At 69.4% G+C, this 24194-nt stretch carries 22 protein-coding genes; 8 read left to right on the top strand and 14 right to left on the bottom strand.

Going from position 1 to position 24194, the window contains the following annotated elements:
- Positions 1 to 137 (bottom strand): roadblock/LC7 domain-containing protein (locus AB0K67_RS19125; RefSeq protein WP_364061402.1); only part of this gene is annotated, 137 nt, incomplete at its 3' end.
- Positions 134 to 3031 carry a nitrate- and nitrite sensing domain-containing protein gene (locus tag AB0K67_RS19120; RefSeq protein WP_364061344.1) on the bottom strand — a complete coding sequence of 966 codons (2898 nt, stop codon included), beginning with the start codon at positions 3029 to 3031 and terminating at the stop codon, positions 134 to 136. The genes AB0K67_RS19120 and AB0K67_RS19125, both read right to left, overlap by 4 nt.
- Before the next feature lie 661 nt (positions 3032 to 3692).
- Here AB0K67_RS19120 and AB0K67_RS19115 point away from each other — a divergent pair.
- The 5 genes from AB0K67_RS19115 to AB0K67_RS19095 all read left to right on the top strand — a co-directional run bounded on the left by AB0K67_RS19115 (position 3693) and on the right by AB0K67_RS19095 (position 8496).
- The gene (locus AB0K67_RS19115; RefSeq protein ID WP_364061341.1) at positions 3693 to 4694 is read left to right on the top strand and encodes an ABC transporter substrate-binding protein; all 1002 of its coding nucleotides are present in this window, start codon (positions 3693 to 3695) and stop codon (positions 4692 to 4694) included.
- A complete protein-coding gene (locus tag AB0K67_RS19110) occupies positions 4691 to 5506 on the top strand; it encodes an ABC transporter permease (protein WP_364061338.1) in 816 nt (271 codons plus the stop codon). The genes AB0K67_RS19115 and AB0K67_RS19110 overlap by 4 nt, the downstream gene beginning before the upstream one ends.
- A complete protein-coding gene (locus AB0K67_RS19105) occupies positions 5503 to 6321 on the top strand; it encodes an ABC transporter permease (protein WP_364061335.1) in 819 nt (272 codons plus the stop codon). Before AB0K67_RS19110 ends, AB0K67_RS19105 begins: the two co-directional genes overlap by 4 nt.
- A 19-nt stretch (positions 6322 to 6340) precedes the next feature.
- On the top strand, positions 6341 to 7564 hold the full coding sequence (locus AB0K67_RS19100) for a flavin-dependent oxidoreductase (RefSeq protein WP_364061400.1): 1224 nt from the start codon (positions 6341 to 6343) through the stop codon (positions 7562 to 7564).
- 161 nt (positions 7565 to 7725) lie between these two features.
- Positions 7726 to 8496, top strand: a complete 771-nt coding sequence (locus tag AB0K67_RS19095; protein ID WP_364061332.1) for an ABC transporter ATP-binding protein — start codon at positions 7726 to 7728, stop codon at positions 8494 to 8496.
- Positions 8497 to 8586: 90 nt separating this feature from the next.
- On the opposite strand, the gene AB0K67_RS19090 is transcribed toward AB0K67_RS19095, so the two are convergent.
- From AB0K67_RS19090 to AB0K67_RS19065, 6 genes are all read right to left on the bottom strand, one after another.
- Entirely contained in the window at positions 8587 to 9165 is a 579-nt protein-coding gene (locus AB0K67_RS19090) for an ATP/GTP-binding protein (protein ID WP_364061329.1), read from the bottom strand.
- Positions 9146 to 9553, bottom strand: coding sequence for a DUF742 domain-containing protein (locus AB0K67_RS19085; RefSeq protein ID WP_245956307.1), 408 nt, complete (start codon positions 9551 to 9553; stop codon positions 9146 to 9148). Before AB0K67_RS19085 ends, AB0K67_RS19090 begins: the two co-directional genes overlap by 20 nt.
- Positions 9554 to 9575: 22 nt before the next feature.
- Positions 9576 to 9989, bottom strand: coding sequence for a roadblock/LC7 domain-containing protein (locus tag AB0K67_RS19080; RefSeq protein ID WP_201760494.1), 414 nt, complete (start codon positions 9987 to 9989; stop codon positions 9576 to 9578).
- A gap of 5 nt (positions 9990 to 9994) precedes the next feature.
- Positions 9995 to 13147, bottom strand: coding sequence for a nitrate- and nitrite sensing domain-containing protein (locus tag AB0K67_RS19075; protein WP_364061325.1), 3153 nt, complete (start codon positions 13145 to 13147; stop codon positions 9995 to 9997).
- A gap of 249 nt (positions 13148 to 13396) precedes the next feature.
- On the bottom strand, positions 13397 to 14794 hold the full coding sequence (locus AB0K67_RS19070) for an aminobutyraldehyde dehydrogenase (RefSeq protein ID WP_364061322.1): 1398 nt from the start codon (positions 14792 to 14794) through the stop codon (positions 13397 to 13399).
- A 27-nt stretch (positions 14795 to 14821) separates the two neighbouring features.
- Positions 14822 to 16087, bottom strand: coding sequence for a glycosyltransferase (locus tag AB0K67_RS19065; protein WP_364061319.1), 1266 nt, complete (start codon positions 16085 to 16087; stop codon positions 14822 to 14824).
- Between the two features lie 126 nt (positions 16088 to 16213).
- Here AB0K67_RS19065 and AB0K67_RS19060 point away from each other — a divergent pair, with 126 nt between their 5' ends.
- Complete coding sequence (locus tag AB0K67_RS19060) at positions 16214 to 16819, top strand: TetR family transcriptional regulator (RefSeq protein ID WP_364061316.1); 606 nt, start codon at positions 16214 to 16216, stop codon at positions 16817 to 16819.
- Here AB0K67_RS19060 and AB0K67_RS19055 read toward each other — a convergent pair.
- From AB0K67_RS19055 to AB0K67_RS19040, 4 genes are all read right to left on the bottom strand, one after another.
- Complete coding sequence (locus tag AB0K67_RS19055; protein WP_364061313.1) at positions 16813 to 17862, bottom strand: ABC transporter ATP-binding protein; 1050 nt, start codon at positions 17860 to 17862, stop codon at positions 16813 to 16815. The genes AB0K67_RS19060 and AB0K67_RS19055 overlap by 7 nt on opposite strands.
- On the bottom strand, positions 17849 to 18628 hold the full coding sequence (locus AB0K67_RS19050) for an ABC transporter permease (protein WP_364061310.1): 780 nt from the start codon (positions 18626 to 18628) through the stop codon (positions 17849 to 17851). Before AB0K67_RS19050 ends, AB0K67_RS19055 begins: the two co-directional genes overlap by 14 nt.
- Entirely contained in the window at positions 18621 to 19424 is an 804-nt protein-coding gene (locus AB0K67_RS19045; RefSeq protein ID WP_364061307.1) for an ABC transporter permease, read from the bottom strand. The genes AB0K67_RS19050 and AB0K67_RS19045 overlap by 8 nt, the downstream gene beginning before the upstream one ends.
- 74 nt (positions 19425 to 19498) lie before the next feature.
- On the bottom strand, positions 19499 to 20620 hold the full coding sequence (locus AB0K67_RS19040; RefSeq protein ID WP_364061304.1) for a spermidine/putrescine ABC transporter substrate-binding protein: 1122 nt from the start codon (positions 20618 to 20620) through the stop codon (positions 19499 to 19501).
- Between the two features lie 360 nt (positions 20621 to 20980).
- On the opposite strand from AB0K67_RS19040, the gene AB0K67_RS19035 reads away from it, so the two are divergent.
- The gene (locus AB0K67_RS19035; RefSeq protein WP_364061301.1) at positions 20981 to 22300 is read left to right on the top strand and encodes a hypothetical protein; all 1320 of its coding nucleotides are present in this window, start codon (positions 20981 to 20983) and stop codon (positions 22298 to 22300) included.
- Positions 22297 to 23265 carry an SIS domain-containing protein gene (locus AB0K67_RS19030; protein ID WP_364061298.1) on the top strand — a complete coding sequence of 323 codons (969 nt, stop codon included), beginning with the start codon at positions 22297 to 22299 and terminating at the stop codon, positions 23263 to 23265. The genes AB0K67_RS19035 and AB0K67_RS19030 overlap by 4 nt, the downstream gene beginning before the upstream one ends.
- On the opposite strand, the gene AB0K67_RS19025 is transcribed toward AB0K67_RS19030, so the two are convergent.
- Together AB0K67_RS19025 and AB0K67_RS19020 are read right to left on the bottom strand one after the other, a co-directional pair.
- Positions 23266 to 23835 carry an ATP/GTP-binding protein gene (locus AB0K67_RS19025; protein WP_364061295.1) on the bottom strand — a complete coding sequence of 190 codons (570 nt, stop codon included), beginning with the start codon at positions 23833 to 23835 and terminating at the stop codon, positions 23266 to 23268.
- Entirely contained in the window at positions 23816 to 24130 is a 315-nt protein-coding gene (locus AB0K67_RS19020) for a DUF742 domain-containing protein (RefSeq protein ID WP_364061397.1), read from the bottom strand. The genes AB0K67_RS19025 and AB0K67_RS19020 overlap by 20 nt, the downstream gene beginning before the upstream one ends.
- Positions 24131 to 24194: the final 64 nt, after the last annotated feature.

The raw sequence follows: 24194 nt of genomic DNA, 5'->3' as shown, positions 1-24194 counted from the left end.
GCAGGAAAACCCGCCGACGCCGCCAACGGCAGACCGTCAGACGAGACCACCACCGCGTGCGCGACGCCGGGGACCGTGTTGACGAAGTCGGTGATCAGCCAGTCGACTCCACGCGCCGCGTGGCTGAGATCGTTCACGCGTCCTCCTCCCTTTCGTTCTCCTTAGGGCCTGAGGGTCCAGAGGAAAACGCCCTGCCCTCGCTGATGTCGTCACGTGCTGCTCTGAAGCCCTGCTGGAAGCTGGACAGCCGGCTGCGCACCCGGTCGGGCGAGATCGTCGGCATCGGCGACACGCCCTTGGGCGAGGCGGAGGTGTCGGCCGAGCCGGGCACCAGGTTCGCCTTGGGCACCCGCTTGGGCAGGCCGCTGGCGGTGACGCCGTCGCGGGTCGGCTCGCGTACCGCCTCGGCCGCGCTCCAGCCCTCGTCCGCCTTCGACGATCCCCAGCTCGCGCCGTTCGCGCCGAACCAGGCGGACTCGACCGCCGAGTAGATCGGCAGGTGGTCGTCGGTGCGCGACGGCGGCTCGCTCGCGCTCCCCGGCTCCGGCCGGTCGAAGCCGGGCCGCTGGGACGACGTGCCGTCCTGGTTCCAGCCGCCGCCGGACGACTCGGACTCCGGCCGCCTGGGCAGGCCGTTCTCGCCGTTCCACGACGAGTTGCGCGCCGGGGTCCACACGTCGCTCGCGTACGGCTCCGGCGGCCAGGCCGCGGGGTCGGGCTGCCAGGGCTTGCCGAACGCGCTGCTCGCCTCCGGCCCGGATGAGCCGGAGGAGCCGAGCGAGCCCGGCGCGCCCCACGCGCCCGCGCTGTCGTGACCTGGCGGGGTGGCGCCCCAGCCGCCGGGCTCCTGGCCGGACGCCCCCGATGGGGACGCGCCCCATCCCGCGCCGGCGTCCTGCCCGGTGCCGCTCCAGCCACCGTCCTGGCCCTGTGGAGGCGGGCTCCAGCTCGCCGCGCCCTCCGGGTTGGGCGCGGGCCAGCCGGACCCGAGCTCTGGGTTCGACGGGAAGGACGGATGGCCGGGGCCGTACTGCATGGCCGGCGGCTGGGGCCAGTCTGTGGCGGGCGGCGCGGGGTGCGGCCCCGCGTAGGGCTCGTCCCCTCGCGGCCCGCCGCTCGCCGCGCCCGCCAATGCGGGCGGCTGGTTGCCGGAGAAGGACGGCATGCCGGAGAAGCCGGGCGTCTGGGAGCCCAGCATGTTCTCGGGGATGAGCACCATGGCGGTCAGCCCGCCCGAGCTGTGGGGGCGGAGCTGGACGCGGATGCCGTGGCGGTGCGCCAGCCTGGCGACCACGAACAGGCCCATGCGGCGGGAGACGGAGACGTCCACGCTGGGCGCCTCGGTCAGCCGCTCGTTGGCGGCGGCCAGCTCCTCCTGGGTCATGCCGATGCCGGAGTCGGTGATCGACAGCATCACGCCGCCGCCGTCGATCCTGCTGCCCGACACCGTCACCCTGGTCTCGCGTGGCGAGAACGACAGCGCGTTCTCGACCAGCTCGGCGAGCAGGTGGATGACGTCATTGACGGCCTGGCCGGCCACCGACACCCCGTCGGGCACCTGGAGCACGACCCGCTCGTAGTTCTCCACCTCCGACAGCGAGGCGCGGGCCACGTCCACGATCTTCACCGGCTGGCTCCAGCGGCGCGGCGGGTCCTGACCGGCGAGCACCAGCAGGTTCTCGCTGTTGCGCCGCATGCGGGTGGCCAGGTGGTCGAGCTTGAACAGGTTGCCGAGCCGCTGCTCGTCCTGCTCGCCCTGCTCCAGGCTGTCGATGAGGGTGATCTGCCGCTCCACCAGGGTCTGGCTGCGCCGCGACAGGTTCACGAACATCGCGTTGACGTTGCTGCGCAGCTTCGACTCCTCGCCCGCCAGCCGGACCGCCTCGCGGTGCACCTCGTCGAAGGCCCGCGCGACCTCGCCGATCTCGTCGAGCGTGTCCACCCCGATGGGCTCGACGGGGCCGATCGCGCCTTCACCGTTCTCGCGCAGCTGCCGTACGGTCTCCGGCAGGCGCTGCCCTGCGATGTCGAGCGCCTCGCGGCGCAGGCGGCGCAGCGGCCTGATGAGCGAGCGCGCGATGAGCGAGATGATCGCGATGACCGCGATCAGCAGCAGCAGAATGAGCCCGCCGGAGATCATCGCCGCGCGGTAGGCGCCCTCCTCCAGGCTCCTGGCCCGCAGGATCACCGAGGACGACAGCTCGCGTTCCACGCTGCGCAGCGCGTCGATCTTGCCGGTGCTGACGTCGAACCAGGTGGCCACGTCCCGGTCGGCGCCGCCGCCGATGCTCAGCTGCTTGCCCTCCGCCGCCTGCGCCATCGCGCGCAGCCGGAACAGGTCGGTCTGGTCGACGTCCCTGCCGACGACGGTGTTGCGGTAGAGCTCGAGCTGGTCGAGGGTGGCGAGGGTGGCGAAGAGCGTCTCCTCGCTCTCCTCGCGCGACTTGGCGTCGGTGAGCGCGTCCAGCTCGCCGCTGTCGAACGCCCTCTTGTCCAGCGCGCTGGCGAGGATGCCGCGCTGCCTGGACGCCTGCTCCTTGGCCCTGGAGATGGCCGCCATCGCGCTGGCGGAGTCGGCCACCTCGTCGTCCACCGCGACCTGGCCCACCTGGTCGTGGAACTGCAGCAGCGCCGAGATGATCTCCGAGTACTTCCTGATCATCGGCAGTGGCTGGATCTTGCCGTTGACCGCGGTCTCCCGCAGCGTCGGGATCTCCTCAAGCCGGCGCAGCACGGGGCGCACGGCCTCGCCGTGGGTTTCGCCGAGTGCGTTGGCCTGCTGCTTGGCCTCGTCGATGAGGCCGTTGACCTGGCTGTAGGTGGTGCGCAGCTGCGCCTCGCGGCTGTCCGGCCGGCCCTCGGCGATGTAGAGGGCGGTCTCGTCGCGTTCGTAGCCGAGCTCATGAGTGACGGCCCCGAGCTGCTGGCTGAGCTCGGCGACCTCTCTGAGGGTCTGGTAGGTGCGGGCATCGCTGAGCGAGGTGATGACGTTCAGCCCGCCCAGGCCGACGGCGACGGCGGTGGGCACCACGATCAGCGCGATGAGGCGCGATCGGACATGCCAGTTGCCCAGTCCGAACCTGCGCGATGAAGGTTTGGACAGCCGTCGCTTCTGATGGCCGTGCGGCTCGCGGTCAGCGGAAGCTTCAGCGTTCTGCGTTCTCACTTGCCTTCGCAACCTCTCGCCCTTTGAGGAGGGGAATTCTCGGGTGGACCAGCGGTATTGCAGGGTGGGGCAGTTTTGTACGACGACATATCGAGATAAGCGTCATTTGAGCACACGGGTGGGGAAGGGCCAACCACTACTAGTGCCCCGATGAGGTGTTTGTCCCCGAATGTCCAGAAAATATGACAGAATCGATAAACGGCCTTCTACCAGGCAAAACAGGCAAGGAGGGGTCGCCCCGCGAGCCACCTCCCGACTCGCAGAAGACGCTTGACAAGAATCAGAAGTAACGTAGGTTCCCGGTAGCACCACCCTTCCCAAAACAGACATTTTTCAAGATCGCACACGTCCGCCAAAATTTCACGATAGAGCGATAAACAGACATTGCAACCACAAGTGTCAGCTTTCCGATAATGAACGGCTTTTTGGTGCTACCGTCGATCTCTGTTGTGCGTCAGGCACACAGTCCCCGGGAGCAGAAGCCGCCCGGTTCCCCCCTTGGCTCCATCCGAGAGGAGTCCCTGACATGAGGCTTGGCCGTTCCGCCAGGGCCGCCATCATCGGGTTCGCTTTGACGCTCGGTGCCGTGGCGTGCAGCTCGGGCGGCGACCCGAACACCAGCGCCCCTCCGTCCGCCGCCGCGGCGGGAGGGCTGGAGAAGACCCAGCTCAAGGTCGCCACGCTGCCGGCGATCGACAGCGCCGCCATCTACGTGGCCATCGACCAAGGGCTCTTCGAGAAGGAGGGCCTGGAGGTGACCCCGCAAGTCGTCCAGGCCGCTCCAGAGGCCATACCCATGCTGGTCAAGGGCGAGATCGACGCGATGTTCGGCAACTACGTGTCGATGTTCGCCGCGCACGACAAGCAGGCGCTGAAAGTGCGCATCCTGGCCGAGGGCTCTCGCGCGGCCCCCGACTCGCTCAGCATCATGGCCCTGCCGGACTCACCGATCAAAACGCCCAAGGACCTGGAGGGCAAGACGATCAACGTCAACGTCCTGCACAACTTCCAGGAGCTGGCGCTCACCCAGGTGCTCAAGGCCAACAACGTCGACCCCACCAAGATCAACTATGTGCAGGTGACGTTCCAGAACATCATGCCGTCGTGGAAGGGCGGCCAGATCGACGCCGCCTATCTCGGCGAGCCCATGGTCACGGCCGCCACGGCCACCATGGGCGCCCGCAAGATCCTCGACCCGGCCTCCGGCCCCGCGGCCGAGTTCCCCATCTCCGGGTACGTCAGCACCCAGGAGTGGTACGACGAGCACCCGAAGACCGCCGCGGCCTTCCAGCGGGCCATACACAACGCGGGCAAGCTCATGGCCAACAACCGTGAGGTGGTGGCCAAGGTGCTGCCCACGTTCACGCAGATCGACGCCGCCACCGCGGCCACGGTGACCTTCCCCTACTTCTCCAGCAACGACAACCCGGTCCGCCTCCAGCGGGTGGCCGACTGGATGCTGGAGGCGAAGTGGCTGTCGAAGGCCATCGACGTCAAGACGCTCATGTCGCCCACCACGTCCGGGTGAGCGCGCAGACCCTGTCACCCGCCCGCCCGGCGTCACCGGCCACGCGGTGGTCGCGCCGGGCGGCGGGGGCGCTCGCCTTCGCCGCGCTGATCGAGCTGCTCAGCAGGACGGGTCTCGCCGACCCCGAGTTCCTGCCGCCCGCCAGCGAGATCCTCGTCAGGGCGGCCGGGCTCGTGGCCGACCCCGCCTTCCATGCCCACGCGCTGGCCAGCGCGCTCGCCTGGGCGATCGGGCTGTGCCTGGCGGCCGTGGTCGCCGTGCCGCTGGGCGTGCTGCTGGGCAGCGTGCCGATCATCGACGCCGCCACCCGCTCGGTGGTGGAGTTCCTGCGGCCGATCCCGTCGGTGGCGCTGATCCCGCTGGTGGCGCTGATCATCGGCACCGGCCTGCAGCAGCGCGTCGCGCTCGTCTTCTACGCCTCGCTCTGGCCCGTCCTCTACAACACCATGTACGGCCTGCGCGGCGTCGACCCCGTGGCCAAGGAGTCGCTGCGCTCCTACGGCTTCGGCCCGCTGTCGGTCCTGATGCGCGTCAGCCTCCCCGCCTCGGCGCCCTTCATCCTCACGGGCGTCCGCCTGGCGTCCGGGGTGGCGCTCATCCTGACCGTGAGCACCGAGATCGTGGCCGGCCGCGGCGAGGGCATCGGCGTGTTCATCTTCTTCGCCGGCATCGCGGTGCCCGCCCGCATGACCGACATCCTTGCCGGGGTGTTCTGGGTCGGGGTGTTCGGCGTGCTGGTCAACGCGCTGCTGGTCTGGGTCGAGCGCCACACCTTCCGCTGGCACCACGAGCAGCTCGGGAGGCCGTCATGAGGAGAGGCTTCGCGAGGGGGCGCGGCAGGCGTACGGCCGTCTTCCGCGTCCTCGTGCTGGCCGTGCTCGTCGCGCTGTGGGAGCTGGGCACGCGGCTTGCGGGCAGCACGTTCTTCCCGCCGCCGAGCACGATCGTGACCAGGATGCACTCCCTGTGGTTCTCCGGCTCGCCGGCCACGCTGTTCCTGACCGACGAGGCCATCCGCAACATCCTGCCCAGCCTGGGCCGGATGGCGATCGGCTTCGCCGCCGGCGCGCTGATCGGGGTGCTGCTCGGCCTCGCGGTGGGCCTGTCGGCCCGGGTGTACGACTACCTCGACGGCGTGCTGCAGTTCCTGCGCGCGGTCCCGCCGCCCGCGCTGGCCACGGTCTTCGTGGTGCTGTTCGGGTTCGGGATGAAGATGCAGCTGGCGTTCATGATCTTCAGCATCGTGTGGCCGGTGCTGCTCAACACCGCCGACGGCGCCCGTTCGGTGGAGCCACTGCATCTGCAGACCTGCCAGGCGTTCCGGCTCTCGTGGGCCGAGCGGCTGTGGCGGGTGATCCTGCCCTCGACGCTGCCCAAGATGTTCGCCGGGCTGCGGCTGGCCGTGTCGCTCTCCCTGATCGTCATGGTCTTCTCCGAGCTGCTGCCCGGCACGTCCAACGGCATCGGCTTCCAGCTCACCGGCGCCTACCAGAGCTTCGACCTGCCCGCCATGTGGGCCGGTATCGTGCTGCTCGGCGTGCTGGGCTACCTGCTCAACGAGCTGTTCCTGGTCGTCGAGCGGCGGGTGCTCGCCTGGCACCGCGCCGCCAGGAACCTCGTCGGTTAGAGTCCCTGCCGTGCGGACGATGATCGTGGGCGGCGGCATCGGGGGCCTCAGCACGGCGCTCAGCCTGCATGCCGCCGGACTTGACTGCGTGGTGGTGGAGGCGGCCCGTACGCTGCGGCCGCTCGGCGTGGGCATCAACCTCCAGCCCCACGCCGTGCGCGAGCTGACCGAGCTCGGCCTCGGCGATGCGCTGGCCGGGCTGGGCGTGGAGACGACGTTCATGACCTTCGCCGATCGGCACGGCAACGTCATCCTGTCCCTGCCGCGCGGCCGGAAGGCCGGCTACCGGTGGCCCCAGTACAGCATTCACCGCGGCGAGCTGCAGCTCGCGCTGCTCGCCGCGGTGCGGGAGCGGGGCGTGCCGGTGCGCACGGGCGTCAGGTTCGAGGACGTCGCGCAGGACGGCGACGGCGTGCTCGTCACGCTGCGCGAGGGCGATGAGCTGGTGCGGGAGCGGGCCGACGTGCTGGTCGGCGCCGACGGCGTGCAGTCGGCGGTGCGCGAGCGGCTGTGGCCGTCCGGCGGGCCGCTGCTGTGGTCGGGCATCAGGATGTGGCGGGGGGTGGCCGAGGGCGAGCAGATCATGGACGGCGCGACCGTGCTCGTGGGCGGCTCCAACCGCGCCGGAAAATTTGTTACTTATCACATCTCTGCGCGTAATCCGCGGCTGATCAACTGGGTCGCGGAGGTGAAGGTGAGCGAACCGGGCGTCGTTTCCGCCGCCGACTGGTACCGCCGGGGAAGTTCGGCGGAGGTGTCGGCGCATTTCGCGTCCTGGAAGTATCGCCTCGCCGACATCGGCGCTTTGCTCTCCGCCACCGACCGGATACTCGAATATCCGATGGTCGATCGCGATCCGCTGCCGCAATGGCGGCAAGGGCGGGTGACGCTGCTCGGCGACGCCGCCCATCCGATGTACCCCATCGGGTCGAACGGCGGGTCGCAGGCGGTGCTCGACGCGCGGGTGCTGGCGCGCTGCCTGGCCACGCACGACGACGCCGAGCGCGGGCTGGCGGCGTACGAGGAGGAGCGGCGCCCGCCCACGTCGGCGCTGGTGCTTGCGCATCGGGCGCTGCCCATCGAAGAGACGATCACGCTGGTGACCGAGCGCGCCCCCAACGGGTTCGGTGACATCCGCGAGGTGCTGAGCGAGGAGGAGCTGGCCGCCATGGCGGACGCGCAGCGAAGTATCTCGGACGCCGACGTGCGCGCGCTGAACGAAAGGGAGTCCTGGAGTGTATGAACCGCGGGCCCCCATGGCCGTGACGTTCCCGCAAGAGTAAGATCACGCCCCGAATAGGGTTACCTGACTGACATGTCATGCATTTACCGCTCCGCTAGAGTCATTTCCGGCTCTGAAAGAGTCGCCGCACTGCCCGCGGTCTCGCCCCCCAAGGAAATCCATTGCTCGAGATAGAGAACCTTTCCCATGTGTACGGCAGCGGTACTCCCAACGCGCACCACGCCATCGAAGGACTCAACCTGAGCGTCGCCGCGGGCGAACTGCTCTGCATCGTCGGCCCGTCGGGCTGCGGGAAGTCCACGCTGCTGCGCTCCATCGCCGGCCTGATCACCCCCACCGGCGGGCAGGTCAAGGTCGAGGGCGAGCTGGTCCGCCGGACGCCCGACAACCTCGCCGTGGTCTTCCAGGACTACAGCCGCTCGCTGTTCCCCTGGATGTCGGTCGCCGACAACGTGGCGCTGCCGCTGCGCCGCAAGAACATGGACAAGCGCCAGCGCCGCGAGGCCGCCCAGGAGGCCCTGGAGTCGGTGGGGCTCGAAGGCGCCGCGCGCAAATACCCGTTCCAGCTCTCCGGCGGCATGCAGCAGCGGGTGGCGATCGCCCGCGCGCTGGCCTACCGGCCCTCGCTGCTGCTCATGGACGAGCCGTTCGGCTCGGTGGACGCCCAGACCAGGGAGGACCTTGAGGACCTGGTGCTCAAGGTGCGCGGCCACCACCAGATGACGATCGTGCTCATCACCCACGACATCGACGAGAGCGTCTACGTGGGCGACCGGGTGGTCGTGCTGTCCAAGGCGCCGGCGCACGTCGTGGGCGACCTGAAGGTGGACCTGCCCGCCCCGCGCGACCAGATCACCACGCGCGAGCACCCCGACTTCGTGCACCTGCGCGCCGAGGTCGGCCGTCTGGTGCGCGGCCACGCCACCGTCTGACGGCGCCTGCGAAAGCCGGCCCTGTGTCCGGCTCCGTACGCACGACGAGGCGCCGCCCGGCCTCCCGGGCGGCGCCTCGTCACACGTGTGTCAGACCGGCGAGTGCATGTGGCGGGTCAGGGCGTGCTCCACCAAAGTGATCAAGGTGGCCTTGACCGATTCGCGCTGCCGGGCGTCGAGACGCACGATCGGGATGTGCTCACCGATCGACAGCGCCTCTCTGATCTCCTCCTCGGCGTGCGCGAAGTGCCCGTCCCAGCCGTTGACGCCGATCACGAACGGCAGCTTGGCCTCTTCGAAGTAGTCGATGGCCGGGAAGCTGTCGGCGAGCCGGCGGGTGTCCACGAGGACGACGGCGCCGATGGCACCGCGTACGAGGTCGTCCCACATGAACCAGAACCGGTGCTGTCCGGGCGTGCCGAACAGGTAGAGAATCAGATCACGATCGAGTGAGACCCGGCCGAAGTCCATCGCGACGGTCGTGGTCGTCTTGTTCGGCGTGAGCGAGACGTCGTCGACGTGCGCCGAGGCGTCCGTCATGACCGCCTCCGTGGTGAGCGGCAGGATCTCCGAAACCGCACCCACGAACGTCGTCTTCCCCACGCCGAAGCCTCCGGCCACGACGATCTTCGTCGAGGTTAGGCCGGGGCTAGAGCCTGCGAAGTCCACTGAGCACCCTTTCGAGCAAGTTGAGGTCCGGCTTTCCCGCGTCCAGCGCAGGCTGGTGCACGCGGATCAGGCCTTCCGACGCCATGTCGGCGATCAGCACCCGGACCACGCCAAGAGGCTGGCGTAAAAGGGCGGAGATCTCGGCAACCGACCGGACGTTCCGAGTCAGCTGAATGATCGCCTGATACTCCGGACTTAGTAGGGAAATGTCTTGGTATTCCGACGTCACGGAGGACACGAGGGCCTCCATGGCGAACTTCATCCGCGGGGCCGTACGCCCCCCGGTCACGGCATAGGGCCGTACCAGGGAGCTCGGCTTCTGCGGACGGGGAGCCGCCGGATGCGGCGGAGTACTATCACCAGCCCAACCCTGCTGACCTGACACCATGTTCTCCTGTCACCGCCCGTTTTCAGCGGGGGCGGGCCGCTTGCAGCTCAGCGCGTACGGCCGGAGTCAGCACCTGACCGGCCCGCTCGACCAGCAACGTCATCTGGTACGCGACCAGACCCATGTCACAGTCGGGAGCGGCCAGCACGGCCAAGCAGGATCCGTCACTGATCGACATGATCATCAAGAGCCCACGCTGCATTTCGATAACGGTCTGGGTCACCATACCGCCCTCGAACACCCGCGCGGCGCCCTGGGTCAAGCTGATCACGCCGGAGGCCACCGCGGCCAGCTGGTCGGCCCGGTCCTTGGGGAACCCCTCGGAGAAGGCCAGCGGCAACCCGTCAGACGACACCACGACCGTGTGGGCGACGCCTGGCACGTTGTTCACGAAGTCCGTGATCAGCCAGCTAATGCCGCGCGCTCCCTGGCTCATTTCTCTCATTTGTCCTCCTCGTGTACTTCTCCGCGGGTGACCGCCCGGCCTTGCCGGACACCCTGCTGGAAGCTGGAGAGCCGGCTGCGCAACCGCTCGGGTGAGATCTGCGGTGCCGGTGACGTCGCCTGGGGCTCGGCCAGGCTAGCCGTACCGGGCACCAGGTTGGCCTTGGGGACACGCCGCGGCAGGCCCGACGCCGTCACACCGCCCATCTGCGGCTTGATGGCGGCCTGCGCGGCCTGGAAGCCGGAGTCCGCGGGCGACGACCACGACGAGCTGAGGCCCGACGCGCCCGGCTTGCGCTGCGGCAGCCCGGACCGGCTCGTGCCGCCCTGAGCCGCCCCCTGCGGCGGCGGACCGTCGGCGCTCACCGGCGGATGGACCGCGGTGCTCTCCGGATCGGACTCGGGCTCCGGCTCGGAGCGCTGCTTGAGCACCTCCGGGTCGGGACGCCGGAACCAGTCGGACCCGACCGACGAGAAGATCGGCAGGTACTCCTCGTTCTGCTCGTCCATCGGCGAGTTGCGCACCGCGGGGAGCGGACCGGTCATGTCCTGCGAGGAGTACTCGCCGGGACCGAACGGGTTGTAGGAAGAGTGGCCGTTCTGCTCGAACTGGTCGGCCGGCTTGGGCTCCTCCGCGAACGGCGAGCGGTAGCCCTCGCCGAACTGGGGCTTGGGCCGGTCGCCCGCGTCGAACAGCGACCTGCGCGGCAGCGGGTCGGCGAAGGACGACCAGCTCGACTCCTCCTCCTGCTGCTGCGGCGGCTCGGTCGCGAAGGACGGCCACTGCGGCTCGTCGTTCTGCGGCGGCGGTGGCTGCTCGGCGAACGAGGGCCACCGGTTCTCCGCGAACGACTGCTGCTCCGCGGCGGGCTGCGGCGTCTCCTCGGCGAAGGAGGGCCAGCGGGGCTCGCCGGCGGACTGCTGCGGCACGGCCGGAGGCTCTTCGGCGAACGACGGCCAGCGGGGCTCGTCGGCCCGCTGCGGCTCGCCGGCGCCCGACGGCTGCTCGCCGCCGAAGACCGACGGCTGGTCACCGAACGCGGACGGCGCCGGGTCGGGGAAGGACGGCGACTGCTCGCCGAACGACGGCCAGTTGCCGCCGGAGCCAGGCGGGGGCACAGAACCCGGCCACTGGGTGTCCATGACCTGGCCGGGCACGTCGTCGAACGACGGGTGGCCGTTGCGCGACGGCTGGCCGAACGAGCTCGGGTCGAACGAGGTGAACGCCTCGTACTGGCCGCCCTGCTGCTTGCCGGTGCCGGTGCTGATGAGCACGTCGGGCATCATCACCAGGGCGCTCAGGCCGCCGTGCTCGCGCTGGCTGAGCTGGACGCGGATGCCGTGGCGCAGGGCCAGGCGGCCGACCACGAACAGGCCCATGCGGCGGGAGACGGACACGTCCACGACGGGCGGGTTGGCCAGGCGCCAGTTGGCCTCGGCCAGCTCCTCCTGGCTCATGCCGATGCCCTGGTCGTTGATCGTGACCAGGACGCCGCCCTCGGTGGGCGTGCTGGTCACGGTGACCTTGCTCTCGCGCGGAGAGAAGGAGATCGCGTTCTCGATCAGCTCGGCGAGCAGGTGGACGGCGTCGGTGACGGCGGCGCCGACGATCATGGTGCCGGACGGGATCTGGATCTGGACCCGTTCGTAGCCCTCGACCTCCGACAGCGAGGCGCGGGCGATGTCGACCAGCGGAACCGGCTCGCTCCACTTGCGCGCGGCCTCCTGGCCGGCGAGAACCAGGAGGTTCTCGCTGTTGCGCCGCATGCGGGTGGCCAGGTGGTCGAGGCGGAAGAGGTTGGCGAGTCGCTGCTCGTCCTCCTCACCCTGCTCCAGGCCCTCGATGAGCTGCAGCTGCCGCTCGACCAGCGTCTGGCTGCGGCGGGAGAGGTTGACGAACATGGCGTTGACGTTGGCGCGCAGCTTGGCCTCGTCGCCCGCCAGGCGGATCGCCTCGCGGTGGACCTCGTCGAACGCCCGCGCCACCTCACCGATCTCGTCACGGGTGTTGATGCCGACCGACGGCGCCTCGGGCACCTGGGCGCCCTCACCCTGCTCACGCAGCATGCGGACGGTCTCGGGCAGCCGGGTCGTGGCGACCTGCAGCGCCTCGGCCCGCAGCCGGCGCAGCGGGCGGACCAGCGAACCGGCCACGCGGGTGGTGATGATCAGGACCAGGAGCAGCAGGACGAGGATCAGCGCACCGGAGATGATGGCGTTGCGCTGCTCGGCCTCGCTCAGGTCGCGGGTGGTCGTCACGATCTTGGTGGCCAGGCCGTCCTCGACCTTGCGCATCGCGTTGGAGACGGTCGTGGTGACCTCGTACCACTCGTTGAGGTCGCGGTTGGTGGTGACGTCGAGGTCGCGGATGCGGTTGCCGGCGCTCACCTGGGCGAGCGCGCGCTGCCGCATCGCGTCGGCGAGGTCGACGTCGGGGCCCTTGACCGTGTCGCGGTAGGCCTTGAGGTCCTCCGGAGCGGCCTCCTGCTCGAAGGAGGCCAGCTCGGTCTGCTGCTTGTCCCAGGAGCCGAGGAAGTCCGACCAGTCGGTGCTGTCGACCTTGAGCGCGCGCTGGATCATCGTGTTGATCAGGATGATCTGCTGGCGCGCCGTCTCCTCCTTCATCCGCTGCAGCGAGCCGAGCGCGGCCACGTCACCTTGCAGGCGGTCGTCGGCGACGCCGTCACCGAGGTCGCCCTGCAGGCTGGAGAACGTCTCGATCATCGTGCTGTACGTGCCGACGACGGCTCGGGGCGGGATGTTGCCCGTCATCGACTCGCGCAGGCTGTCGAGGCCCTCCAGCCAGCGGCGCATGTTCCTGACGCCCTCGCGCACGCGCGCGGAGTGGGAGGCGTCGATGGCGGATGCGGCCGACAGCACCTGCTGCTTGGCCTTGTCGGTGGCCTGGCGCTGCGTCTTGAGCTGCACCAGGCGGCCGCCCCTGCGGCGGTCGGCGACGTACCAGGCGGTGAGCGTACGCTCCCTGGCCAGCTCGTGGTTCAGCCCGCCGACGCGCTGGACCAGCTCGGCCACCTGGGTGAGCCGCTTGTACTCGGCGCTGGTGCCGATGGCGTCGGCCAGCTGGATGCCGGCGAGCAGCACGCCCACGACGGTGGGGATGAGGATCAGAGCGACCAGCCTTGAGCGCACACGCCAGTTCGCCAGCCGGAACCGTCCGCCTGTGTACTCCCCTGGCCTGGTGTGCCTGGGGTCTTTCGTCCTCACTGAGTCTCGCAACCTCTCGCCGGTACGTGCTCGAAGAAAATCAGACACGCGTGTGGCGCATGGGATTCTGTCCGGCCGGGTAATTGGAACACAACCCGTACCAGATCGGCCAACTGAACATATCCCATCACAGGCGCCCAAAGAGGCACTTTGGGCACTGACGCCACCACGTTTTCAGGCGGGCCGGAACGAATCCCGCTCGGCCGGTGCCGCGTGCTTCACCATCAGGTGCCGCGTCACCGAGTACTCCTGCACCGCCTCCTGGCTCATGTCCTTGCCGAACCCGCTGCCCTTGACCCCGCCGTGCGGAGCCTCGCTGGCGATCGGCAGATGATCGTTGACCCAGGTCACGCCCACGTCCAGCCGGTGGGACACGCGCATCGCGCGAGCCACGTCACGCGACCACACCGACGAGGCGAGGCCGTATCTAGTGTCGTTGGCCAGCCGGACCGCTTCGTCCTCTCCATCGAAGGGGAGCGCCACCAGGACCGGTCCAAACAGCTCATCCTGGACGATCTCGCTGGTCTGTGCGATATCGGTCACAAGCGTGGGCGGGTAGAAAAAGCCGGAGCCCCCACTCGGGGAGCCGCCGTGCAGGACGCGCCCGCCGGCCCGCGAGACGAAGCCGTGCACCCGGTCGCGGTGCGCGGCGGAGATCAGCGGGCCGATGTCCGTCGAGGGATCCCAGGGATCGCCGACGGTGATGCCGGCCAGGGTCTCCCTGAGCGCCTCCACCGCGTCGCCGAAGATCTCTCGGGCGACGTAGACGCGGGTGGCGGCGGTGCAGTCCTGGCCGGTGTTGTACGTGGCCCCCATGGCCACCCCACGGGCCATCTCCGCCAGGTCGGCGTCCTCGAACACCAGCGCCGGCGCTTTACCGCCGAGTTCGAGGTGGACCCGCTTGAGCGTGGCCGCGGCGCCGGTCATGACCGCGCGACCGGTCTCGGTGGAGCCGGTGACGCTGACCATGTCCACGCCGGGGTCGGTGACGAGGGCCTGGCCCACCTCGGCGTCGCCGGTGACGGCGCGTACCAGGCCCTCGGGAGCGCCGGCCGCGGCGAACAGCTCGGCCAGACGCAGCGTCGTGCGGGGAGTCTGGGGGGCCGGCTTGATCACCACGGCGTTGCCCGCGGCCACCGCCGGCCCGACCTTCCAGACCGCCATCACGAACGGGAAGTTCCACGGCGCGATCGACCCCACCACACCGACGGGCCTGCGCAGCAGGACCGAGGTGTAGCCGGCGCTGAACACCCCGGCACCCGTGCCCTCCAGGGAACGGGCAGCCCCGGCGAAGAAGCGCAGGTTGTCGACGGCGAAGGGCAGCTCGCCGTCGCGGAAGACCGCCGCCGGCTTGCCCGTCTCCTCGACCTCCAGCCTGGTCAGCTCCTCGGCCTCGGCCTCCACCAGGTCGGCCACCTTCAGCAGCACCCGGGCGCGCTCGGCGGGCGTGGCCTGCGACCACTCCTCGTACGCGGCCCGCGCGGCGGCGACGGCCTTGGCGACCTCCTCCACGGGCGTGTCGGGAACCTCGGCGAAGGCGAGGCCGGTGGCGGGGTTGATCAGTGTGCGCATCAGGAAGACTTCAACTTTCAGGTCGTGCTAACGAGCGAGCTGCTCGATCAGGTCGGCGGCCTTGCGCAGGCCGTCACGGCGCCGGATCTCCTCGCCCGCGGCGGCGATGCGCGCCCGCAGCTCGGTGTCGCCGAGCAGCTTCGCGATCGCCCCTGTGAGTTCCTCGTCGGCGAAGGTGTAGGTGGAGAGCCTCACACCGTAGCCGAGCTCATCGACCCTCTGGGCGTTGTCGTACTGGTCCCAGAAGAGCGGCAGCAAGATCATCGGCTTGCCGAAGTGCAGTGCCTCGGTGGTCGTGTTGTTGCCGCCATGGGTGATGACCAAGTCACACAGTGGGATGATCTTAGTCTGCGGAAGGAACTCCTCGCCCCACATGTTGTCGTGGAGCTTGATCTCCTCGTGCAGCGGGCCCTTGGAGACGATGTACTGGTGCGGGGTGGTGCCCAGCACGTCGATCACGCGCTGCATGAGCTCCACGTCGGCGGAGCCGAGCGAGCCGAGCGAGAAGTAGATCAGCGCGTGCTCGTTGCGCTCGAAGGGCAGCGTGAAGTCCTCGTCGGTCTCGCGCACCGAGGAGTCCAGGCGGTGCCACGTCGGGCCCAGGGGGCGGTCGGCGACGTAGTCGAGGATCTCCGGGTAGACGTAGAGGTTCAGGTCGCCCTCGTGGATGAAGTCGAGGTCGGGCAGCGGCGGGGTGCCCTGCTCGACGCACCACTCGTTCCAGGCGGTCCACAGCTCGCGGTGGGTGCGCTCGTACTCGGCGCGGAAGGCGTCCCACTCCGAGCGGTCGCCGGCGGGCAGGCCGGAGAAGACCGGCGGGATGTTCGGGCCGCGCACCTCCAGCGGCTGGCAGGAGACGATCCGGACGAACTTCTTGCCCGCGGTGATCAGAGCGGGGAACGTGAGCACGTTGTCCTCGATGATCACGTCGGGGTTCACCCGCTCGATGATGGCCTTGAGCTGCGGCTCGCAGTACTTCGCGCCGTCGATCAGCTCGGCCCAGATGGGCTTGATGACGGTCTCGAGCTGCTCCCTCGTGCTCTTGCGGTACTCCGGCGCCGTGTCGCGGATGAAGTCCTTCCAGAACTGGCCCGGGTCCTGCTCCTCGTCGGACGGCGGGGCCAGGTCGACCAGGTCCTCCTCGAAGCCGAGGGCCTCGAGCTTGCCCTTCCATGACGCCTCGGCGGCGAAGACGACGCGGTGACCGCGCTTGCGCAGGATGTCGCCGATGCCGATGCAGTTGTTGGTCGGTCCGTACGCGCTTTCCGGCATGAACAGGAACGTGAGAGACATCGAGACTCCTGGGGACACTCGTTATTTTGAAGGTGAATTCAAAAACGGATCTAGCGTGAAGGTCAAGTTAAGGGCACTATGGTCACGGCTAACTGAAAAGTGGCCCAACGAGTGAAGGTGGTGAGGGTGGCTCAGCGTAAGAGCCGCAGTGATCGGCGCATCGACTTGATCGAGGCCGCGCGCAGGGCCATCATCCGCCACGGCATCGACGGCGTACAGCTCTCGCACGTCGCCGAGGAGGCCGGGCTGACCTCCGGGGCCGTGCTGTACCACTACCCCGACCTCAGCGAGCTGCTGGTCGAGGCGCAGCAGGCGGGCATGGAGCGCTTCTACGAGCAGCGCCTGCGCCAGCTCGCCACCCTCACCGACCCGGTCGAGAAGCTGGTCGTCACGATCAGGTCGGGGCTGCCCACCGGGCCGCTCGACCCCGACGTGCGCCTGCTCAACGAGCTGGGCGGAGCCGCGGGCCGCAACCGCGTCTACGGCGTGCTGCTCACCTCCCTCTACGACCGCCAGGTCTCGATGTACCAGGCGATCCTGGACACCGGGGCGGCGATCGGCGTGTTCCGGCTGAGCGCCGACTCGCTGACGATCGCCCGCAACCTGGTGGCCCTGGAGGACGCCTACGGCTACCGCATCACCGCCAGGCACCCCCTGATCGGCCCGGACGAGGCGGCCGAGCTGATCCTCTCCTACGCCCGCGCGGCCACGGGCAACGACCTGATTCACTGACCCGCCGCCATGATGACCGCGTCCTCGGCCTTCCAGCACACCTTGACCTTGGCGCCGGCCTTGATCGTGCTGGCGCCCTGGACGGCGGCCAGCACCGGCTTGTCGCGGTCCTTCACCTCGATCGACAGGTGCGAGACGCCGCCGAAGAAGCTGACGTCGAGCACGGTGCCCGGCAGGCCCCTGGTGTCGTCCTCGCCGGCCAGCTCGATCTTCTCGGGCCGGACCGCGAGCAGCGCGCCGGTGCCCTCATCCAGCTCCTCGATCAGCGTGCCCTCGAGCGTGCCGAACGCCTCGCTCTTGATGCCGTCCGAACCGTTCACGGTGCCCTCGAAGAGGTTGTTGGCGCCGACGAAGTCGGCCACGAACGGCGTGCGGGGCCGCTCGTAGAGCTCGATCGGCTCGTCCACCTGGCAGACCTTGCCGCTGTCGAAGACCGCGATGCGGTCGGCCAGCGACATGGCCTCCTCCTGGTCGTGCGTCACGACCACGAACGTGATGCCCACCTCGTTCTGCAGCCGCTTGAGTTCGAGCTGCATGTCGGCGCGGACCTTCTTGTCCAGGGCCGACAGCGGCTCGTCGAGCAGCAGCAGCCGGGGCCGCTTGACGATCGAGCGGGCGAGGGCGACCCGCTGCCGCTGGCCGCCGGAGAGCTGGGCGGGCTTGCGCGAGGCGTGCGCCGACAGGCCGACCGTCTCCAGCACCTCGCCGACCCGCTGCTTGATCTCGGCGCGGGGCAGGCGCTCGCGCTCCAGCCCGTACGCGACGTTCTTGGCCACGGTCATGTGCGGGAACAGCGCGTACGACTGGAACATCATGCTGATCGGCCGCTTGTTCGGCGGCTTGGCGAGCAGGTCCTCGCCGTCGAGCGTGACGCCGCCCGCGTCGGGCGTCTCGAAGCCCGCGATGATGCGCAGCAGCGTGGTCTTGCCGCACCCGGAGGGGCCGAGCAGGGCGAAGAACTCCCCCTGGCGGATCTCCAGCGAGACGTCGTCCAGCGCGGTGACACTGCCGAATCTCCGGGTGATCCCGTCAATCTTGAGCACGCGATTCCCCGATCTTGGTCAGGCGCTGTCCGGCGATCACGGCGGTGAAGCTCACCAGGAGCAGGATCGCGGCCAGCGCGTTGATCTTCGGAGTGACCCCGAATCTGATCATGGAATAGATGACGATCGGCAGCGTCTGCTCGCTGTTGCCGATCGTGAAGTACGCGATCACGAACTCGTCCAGCGACAGCGTGAACGCGAGCAGCGCGCCGGCCACGATGCCCGGCATCAGCTGCGGCAGCGTGATCTTCATGAACGTCGTGACCGGGCCCGCGCCGAGGTCGCGCGAGGCCTCCTCCAGCGAGGTGTCGGCCCCCGTCAGCCGGGTGCGCACCACCGCCGCCACGAACGCCATCGAGAACACGCCGTGCGCCAGCACCGCCGAGTACAGGCCGAGCGTGAGCTGGATCGCCCCGTAGAACAGCAGCAGCCCGATGGCGATCACCAGGTCGGGCAGCACGGCGGGCATCAGCGAGATCGCTTCGAGCACCTTGGATCTGGTGTGCCTGACCAGGCCGACCGCCAGCAGCGTGCCGAGCACGGTGGCGATCACCGTGGACCCGGCGGCCACGATCAGCGTGTTCACCACGCCCGAGAGCACCCGGTCGTCGCGGACCAGCTCGCCGTACCACTTGAGGCTGAAGCCGTCGAAGCTGTAGGCCGAGTCGCCCGCGTTGAACGACATCACGACCAGGACGACGATCGGCAGGTACAGGAAGACGTACGTGGCCCAGAACGGGACGTACAGGAACTTCGACCTACGCACGGCGCGTCACCCATGCCTGGATCATGAGCAGCACGATCAGCACCGCGATGACCGCCAGCGCCAGCGTCGAGCCGAATGGCCAGTCGCGCGCCGTCAGGAACTGCTGCCTGATGAGGTTGCCCACCATGATCGACTTGCTGCCGCCGAGCAGCTCGGGGATGACGAAGTTGCCGAGGCTCGGCACGAACACGAACATGCTCCCGGTCAGCACGCCCGGCAGGGTCAGCGGCAGCGTGACCTTCCTGAACGTGGTGAACGCCGAGGCGCCCAGGTTGGCCGACGCCTCGCGGAGCTGCGGGTCGAGACGCTCGATGGCGGCGTACAGCGGCAGCACCATGAGCGGCAGGTACGAGTACAACAGTCCGGTCACGATCGCGCCGTCGTTGTAGAGCAGCTCCAGCGGCTCGATGCCGAAGACGTTCAGCGCGCTGTTGATCAGACCGGGACCGCTCAGCAGGATGATCCACGCGTAGACGCGGATGATGAAGTTCGTCCAGAACGGCAGCACGACGGCGACCAGCGCGATCGTCTTCCACTTACGCGGAAGCTGCGCGATCAGGTACGCCGTCGGATAGCCGATCAGCAGCGCGATCACGGTCGTCAGCACCGCGATCTTCAGCGACTGGACGACCACGTCGAAGTAGAGCGGGTCGAGCAGGCGGCTGAAGTTCTCGGTGGTGAACTCGTAGACGACCCCGCCGAAGCGCCCCCGCTGGAAGACCGTGTAGCTGAGCACCAGCGCGAGCGGCACCAGCAGCAGCACCAGCAGGTAGGTGAGCCCCGGCGTCAGGAACACGAACGCGCCCAGCCGGCGCCCTCGGGAGCGGGACGCCGGCCGGGCCTTGACCTTTGATTCCACTACAACGACAACTACTTCGCCGCCTGGATGTCGGCGGACAGACGGGTGTACTTGGTGGACGCCGGACCGAGGTCGATGATCGACTCACCGTCGAGCAGCTTGTCCGGCGTGATGCCGAGCAGCGAACCCTTCGGGATCTTCACCCGCTCCATGGCCGCCTTGTTGGGGACCTTGTAGTTGATGTTCTCGGCCGCCCAGCTGTGGATCTCGGGGCTCAGGATGTAGTTGATCAGGGCGTGCGCGGCCTCCTTGTTCTTGGAGGACTTCATGATCACCATGGTGTCCACCCAGAGGTCGCTGCCCTCCTTGGGGTTCGCGAACCCGATGTTGCCCTTGGGGTCGGTGGTCGGGCACCAGCCGTCCCACGCCTCCACCATCACGGCCTCGCCGCTCTGCAGGCGCTCACCGAACGTGGTGTCGTCGTAGGTGAGCAGGTGGGGCTTCTGCTCGAGCAGCAGCTTGCGGGCCTGCTCGATCTCCTCGTCCTTGTCGGTGTTGACCGAGAAGCCGAGCGCCTTGAGCGCGGGCAGGGCGAGCCAGCGCTCGGTGGTCATCATCGTGACCTTCTTGTCGGCCCAGGCCGGCGGCTTGAGGAGATCGTTCCAGCTGTCCGGGACCTTCTTCACGAGGTCCTTGCGGTAGCAGATGCCGGTCGTGCCCCAGGTGTAGGGCACGGAGTACTTGTTGCCCTTGTCATAGGACAGCTGCGTGGCCTCGGGGTAGAGGTTGGCCAAGTTGGGGATCAGCTCGGGGTGGATCGGCTCCAGCAGGCCCATGGCGTTGAGCGCCTGGGCGTACTGACCGGAGACGAACGCCACGTCGATGCCACTGTCGCCGGGGGCGGTGAGCTTGGTCATCGCGATCTCATTGGTGTCGTGCAAGGTGATGGTCATGTCCTTGACCTTGAGGGTCGCTTTGACCTTGTCGGCCAGCTCCTTAGGCAGGTAGCCATCCCACACCGTGACCTGCAACGACTGCTTCGTCAGGTCCGCGTTGGGCTTGAGCTCGGCCGCCGCCCCCGTCGTGTCCTGTGAACTTGACGAGGCCCCACCGCCGCACGCCGCGACGGCAAGCGCGAGGCCGACCACCGCGATGGTGGCCGGGAAACGACGGGTGAACCGGGAACGGGACACGGCCGCTACTCCTTCTGAAATTGAGATGTAAGAGGGGTCGCGCGACCTTACCGGACACAGCAGACCAGAGCAGGAGTGTTGCAGCAGAAATCAACATGAGCAAGACTTTTGATGACATTGCTACCTGGAAGTTTGGTCCACGAGTTGAATTGGGATTCAATACGCCGCCGGGTGCTCTCTCTGGGTGAGAGACCGCTCACCCCGCGAGATCGCGGGCTCAGCGCCGCGCTCGTGGCGTGCCTCGGGGAGGAGGCACCGGCACCTCTGTCCGTACGGCGATTTCTGCCGTTGCCCACCTTCTCGTACGGGCTTGGAGATCTCCACACTGGGGTCCCAGGTGAGCGTGACTTCGGAGCTCACGTGGACCAGACGAACTACTCGGTGGTGGTGGACGAGCGGGTCGTCGTGAAGTGGCTCACCCCGCCCGCGCCCCTCCCCCATCCCACCCCTGACATCCTCGCCCACCTCGTTGAGGCTGGATTCAAGGACACCGCTCCTCCTTACGCCGTCCTGACCGGCGTGGTAGACGGCAGGGAACACCTCCTAGCGCTGGTCACCGGTTACCTTCCGGATGCCAGGGACGGCTGGGAGTGGTGCGTGGACGACGCCGTCGCCGGCTCCACGGCGTTCGCGACCGAACTCGGCCGCCTCGCCGCCGACCTCCACCTCGCGCTGTCCACCCTCCCCCACCCTGCGCCATCCGCGCCCCCGCCGTCCGCAGGCCCCGCGCTCCCGGGCGGCCCCGCCGCCTCCCCCACCTCCTCGGACTCGGGGCGGACGCCCGCAGAGGCGCGCGCGGCAGGAGACGCGGCGGCCGCCACGACGGCGCCCGCGGAACGAGCCGAGGACACGCGCCCGGATCAGGCGTTCGCGGAGCGGGCGGAGGAAGCGCTGGGTGAGGCGCTGGCGGTGACCGAGGGCGAGGACGGCGCGTGGCTCGCCGGACGGGCCGACGCCATGCGCAGGGAGCTGGCCTCGCTGGCCGCGCCCATGACCACGCCGCTGATCAGGATCCACGGTGACCTGCACGTCGGCCAGATACTCAAGTGGCGCGACGGCTACGCGGTGATCGACTTCGACGGCAACCCCACGGTCACCGACGCCGACCCACGCCAGCCGGCCGCCCGTGACGTGGCCCAGCTCACCACCAGCCTCGAACACGTGGCCCAGGTGGCGATCAAGCGGCGCGGCACCCCGCCGGACCGGGCCGCCGCCTGGGCGCGCGAGGCCCGCGCCGCCCTGCTCGCCGCCTACCGCGCCCGCCTGGCCGAGCGGCACCGGAGCGATCTGCTGGATGAGCGGCTGATCCGCCCGTTCGAGGTGGAGCAGGAGTGCCGCGAGCTGATCTACGCCGCCCGCCACCTGCCCCGCTGGCGCTACGCCCCGATGGGCGTCCTGCGCACCTGGTACCCCGAGGAGACCCCTGCGCCGGACGCCGGCGCTCCGCCGGCAGACGCCGCCCCGCACCCCACGGACACCCCCGCACCGCACCCCGCCGGCACCCTTGCGGGAGACGGCGCCCCGCACCCCACGGACACCCCCGCACCGCGCCTCACCGGCGCCCCTGCGGGGGATGTCGCCCCGTTCCCCACGGAGACCCCTGGGGAGGAGCCCGCGCCGCGGGCCGCGGACGACCCTTCGCGGCACTGCGCGGAGAAACCTGAGGAGAACATCGCGTGAAATCCGAGCTTTACCTGTCCGACCTGGAGAGCAAGCCGGAGGCGCTCGCCGGCCTGGCCGCCGCGCTGCGGGCGGGCGACCCCTTCGACGGGCTGCCGGAGGACGTCGACCGGGTGCTGTTCCTCGGCATGGGCAGCTCCCGCTACGCGGCGGGGGTGGCGGCCCGCAGGCTGCGCGCCGCCGGGGTCGCCGCCGTCGCCGAGTACGCCTCGGCCGCCGCCGCGTTCCCGCCCGCCCCGGGCACCCTGGTGGTGCCGATCTCGGCGACCGGCGGCAGCCGCGAGACGCTCGACGCGGTGGAGGCGTACCAGGGCGGGCCCTCGTTCGTGGCTGCGCTCACCAACCGCCCGGACGCCGCGCTCGCGAAGGCCGCCGACCTGGTGGTGGAGATGCGGGCGGGCGAGGAACGCGGCGGTGTCGCCTGCCGGACGTTCCAGCACACGCTGGCCCTGCTGCTCGCCCTGGAGAGCCGGCTCACCGGCCGCACCCGGGACCTGCCCGCGCTCGTCGAGCGGGCCGCAGAGGCCACCGCCGACCTGCTGGAGCGCAGGGACGAGTGGCTGCCGCTGACATTGGAGCTGCTGGACGGCCCGCACGGCGTCTACACGATCGCCCCCGCCGAGCGCCTGTCGTCGGCGGAGCAGTCGGCGCTGATGCTGCGGGAGGGCCCGCGCCGCCCGGCCGACGCCTGCGAGAGCGGCGACTGGTCGCACGTGGACGTCTACCTCACCAAGACCCTCGACTACCGCGCGCTGCTCTTCCCCGGCTCCCGCTACGACGAGCAGGCCATGGACTGGGTACGGCAGCGCGGTTCCACGGTGGTGACCGTGGGCGGCGAGGTGAAGGACGCCGCCGCGGCGGTCCGCTACGTGCACGACGACGACCCCGACGTGGCCCTGCTCACCGAGACGCTGGTGGCCGAGCTGGTGGCGGCCTACTGGTGGTCGGCCCAGGAGGACGGCTGATCAGTGCGCGCGTACGGCGAGCGCGTGCTCGACCAGCGCGATCAGGGTGTTCTTGACCGCCTCCCTGGCCCGCGCGTCCGTGCGCACGATCGGCACGTGGGCGGAGATCGTCAGCGCCTCCCGCACCTCGTGCTCGTTGTGCGGGAACTGGCCGTCCCAGCCGTTCAGCCCGATGATGAACGGGATGCCGGAGTTCTCGAAGTAATCGACGGCGGGGAAGCTGTCGGCCAGCCGCCGCGAGTCGACCAGCACCACCGCCCCGATCGCGCCGCGCACCAGGTCGTCCCACATGAACCAGAACCGGTGCTGGCCCGGCGTGCCGAACAGGTAGAGGATCAGGTCGTCGGAGAGCGAGAGCCGGCCGAAGTCCAGCGCCACGGTGGTGGTGCTCTTGCCCGGCGTGTGGCCGAGGTCGTCGATGCCGGTCGAGGCGTCGGTCATCACCGCCTCGGTGGTGAGGGGCATGATCTCCGACACCGCGCCGACGAAGGTGGTCTTGCCCACGCCGAAGCCGCCGGCGACAACGATCTTCGTCGAGGTGAGCCCGGGGTTAGAGCCTGCGAAGTCCACTGAGAACCCTTTCGAGCAGGCCTCTGTCGGGCAGGCCCGCCTCAAGCTGCGGCTGGTACACCCTGACCAGCCCGTCCGCCTCCATGTCGGCGACCAGCACCCGTGCCACGCCGAGCGGCACGCTGAGCAGCGCCGAGATCTCCGCCACCGAGCGTACCTGGCGGCACAGCTCGCTGATCGCCCGGTACTCGCGTGTGTACGTCGTGCCGAGCTGAGCCGAGGTGGCCGATGACACCAGGGCCTCCATGGCGAGGTTCGTCCGCGGCGCCGTACGTCCGCCGGTGACGGCGTACATGCGGACGAGCGAGCTGCGCTCCGGCTCCTCTTCCTGGTCGTGCCACGATGCCAAGGTTCACTCC

The sequence above is a fragment of the Nonomuraea sp. NPDC052634 genome (assembly GCF_040678535.1).
GTDB lineage: Bacteria > Actinomycetota > Actinomycetes > Streptosporangiales > Streptosporangiaceae > Nonomuraea > Nonomuraea fastidiosa.
The sequence above is the reverse complement of the archived record's forward strand: the minus strand, read 5'-3'. Positions and strand labels throughout refer to the sequence as shown.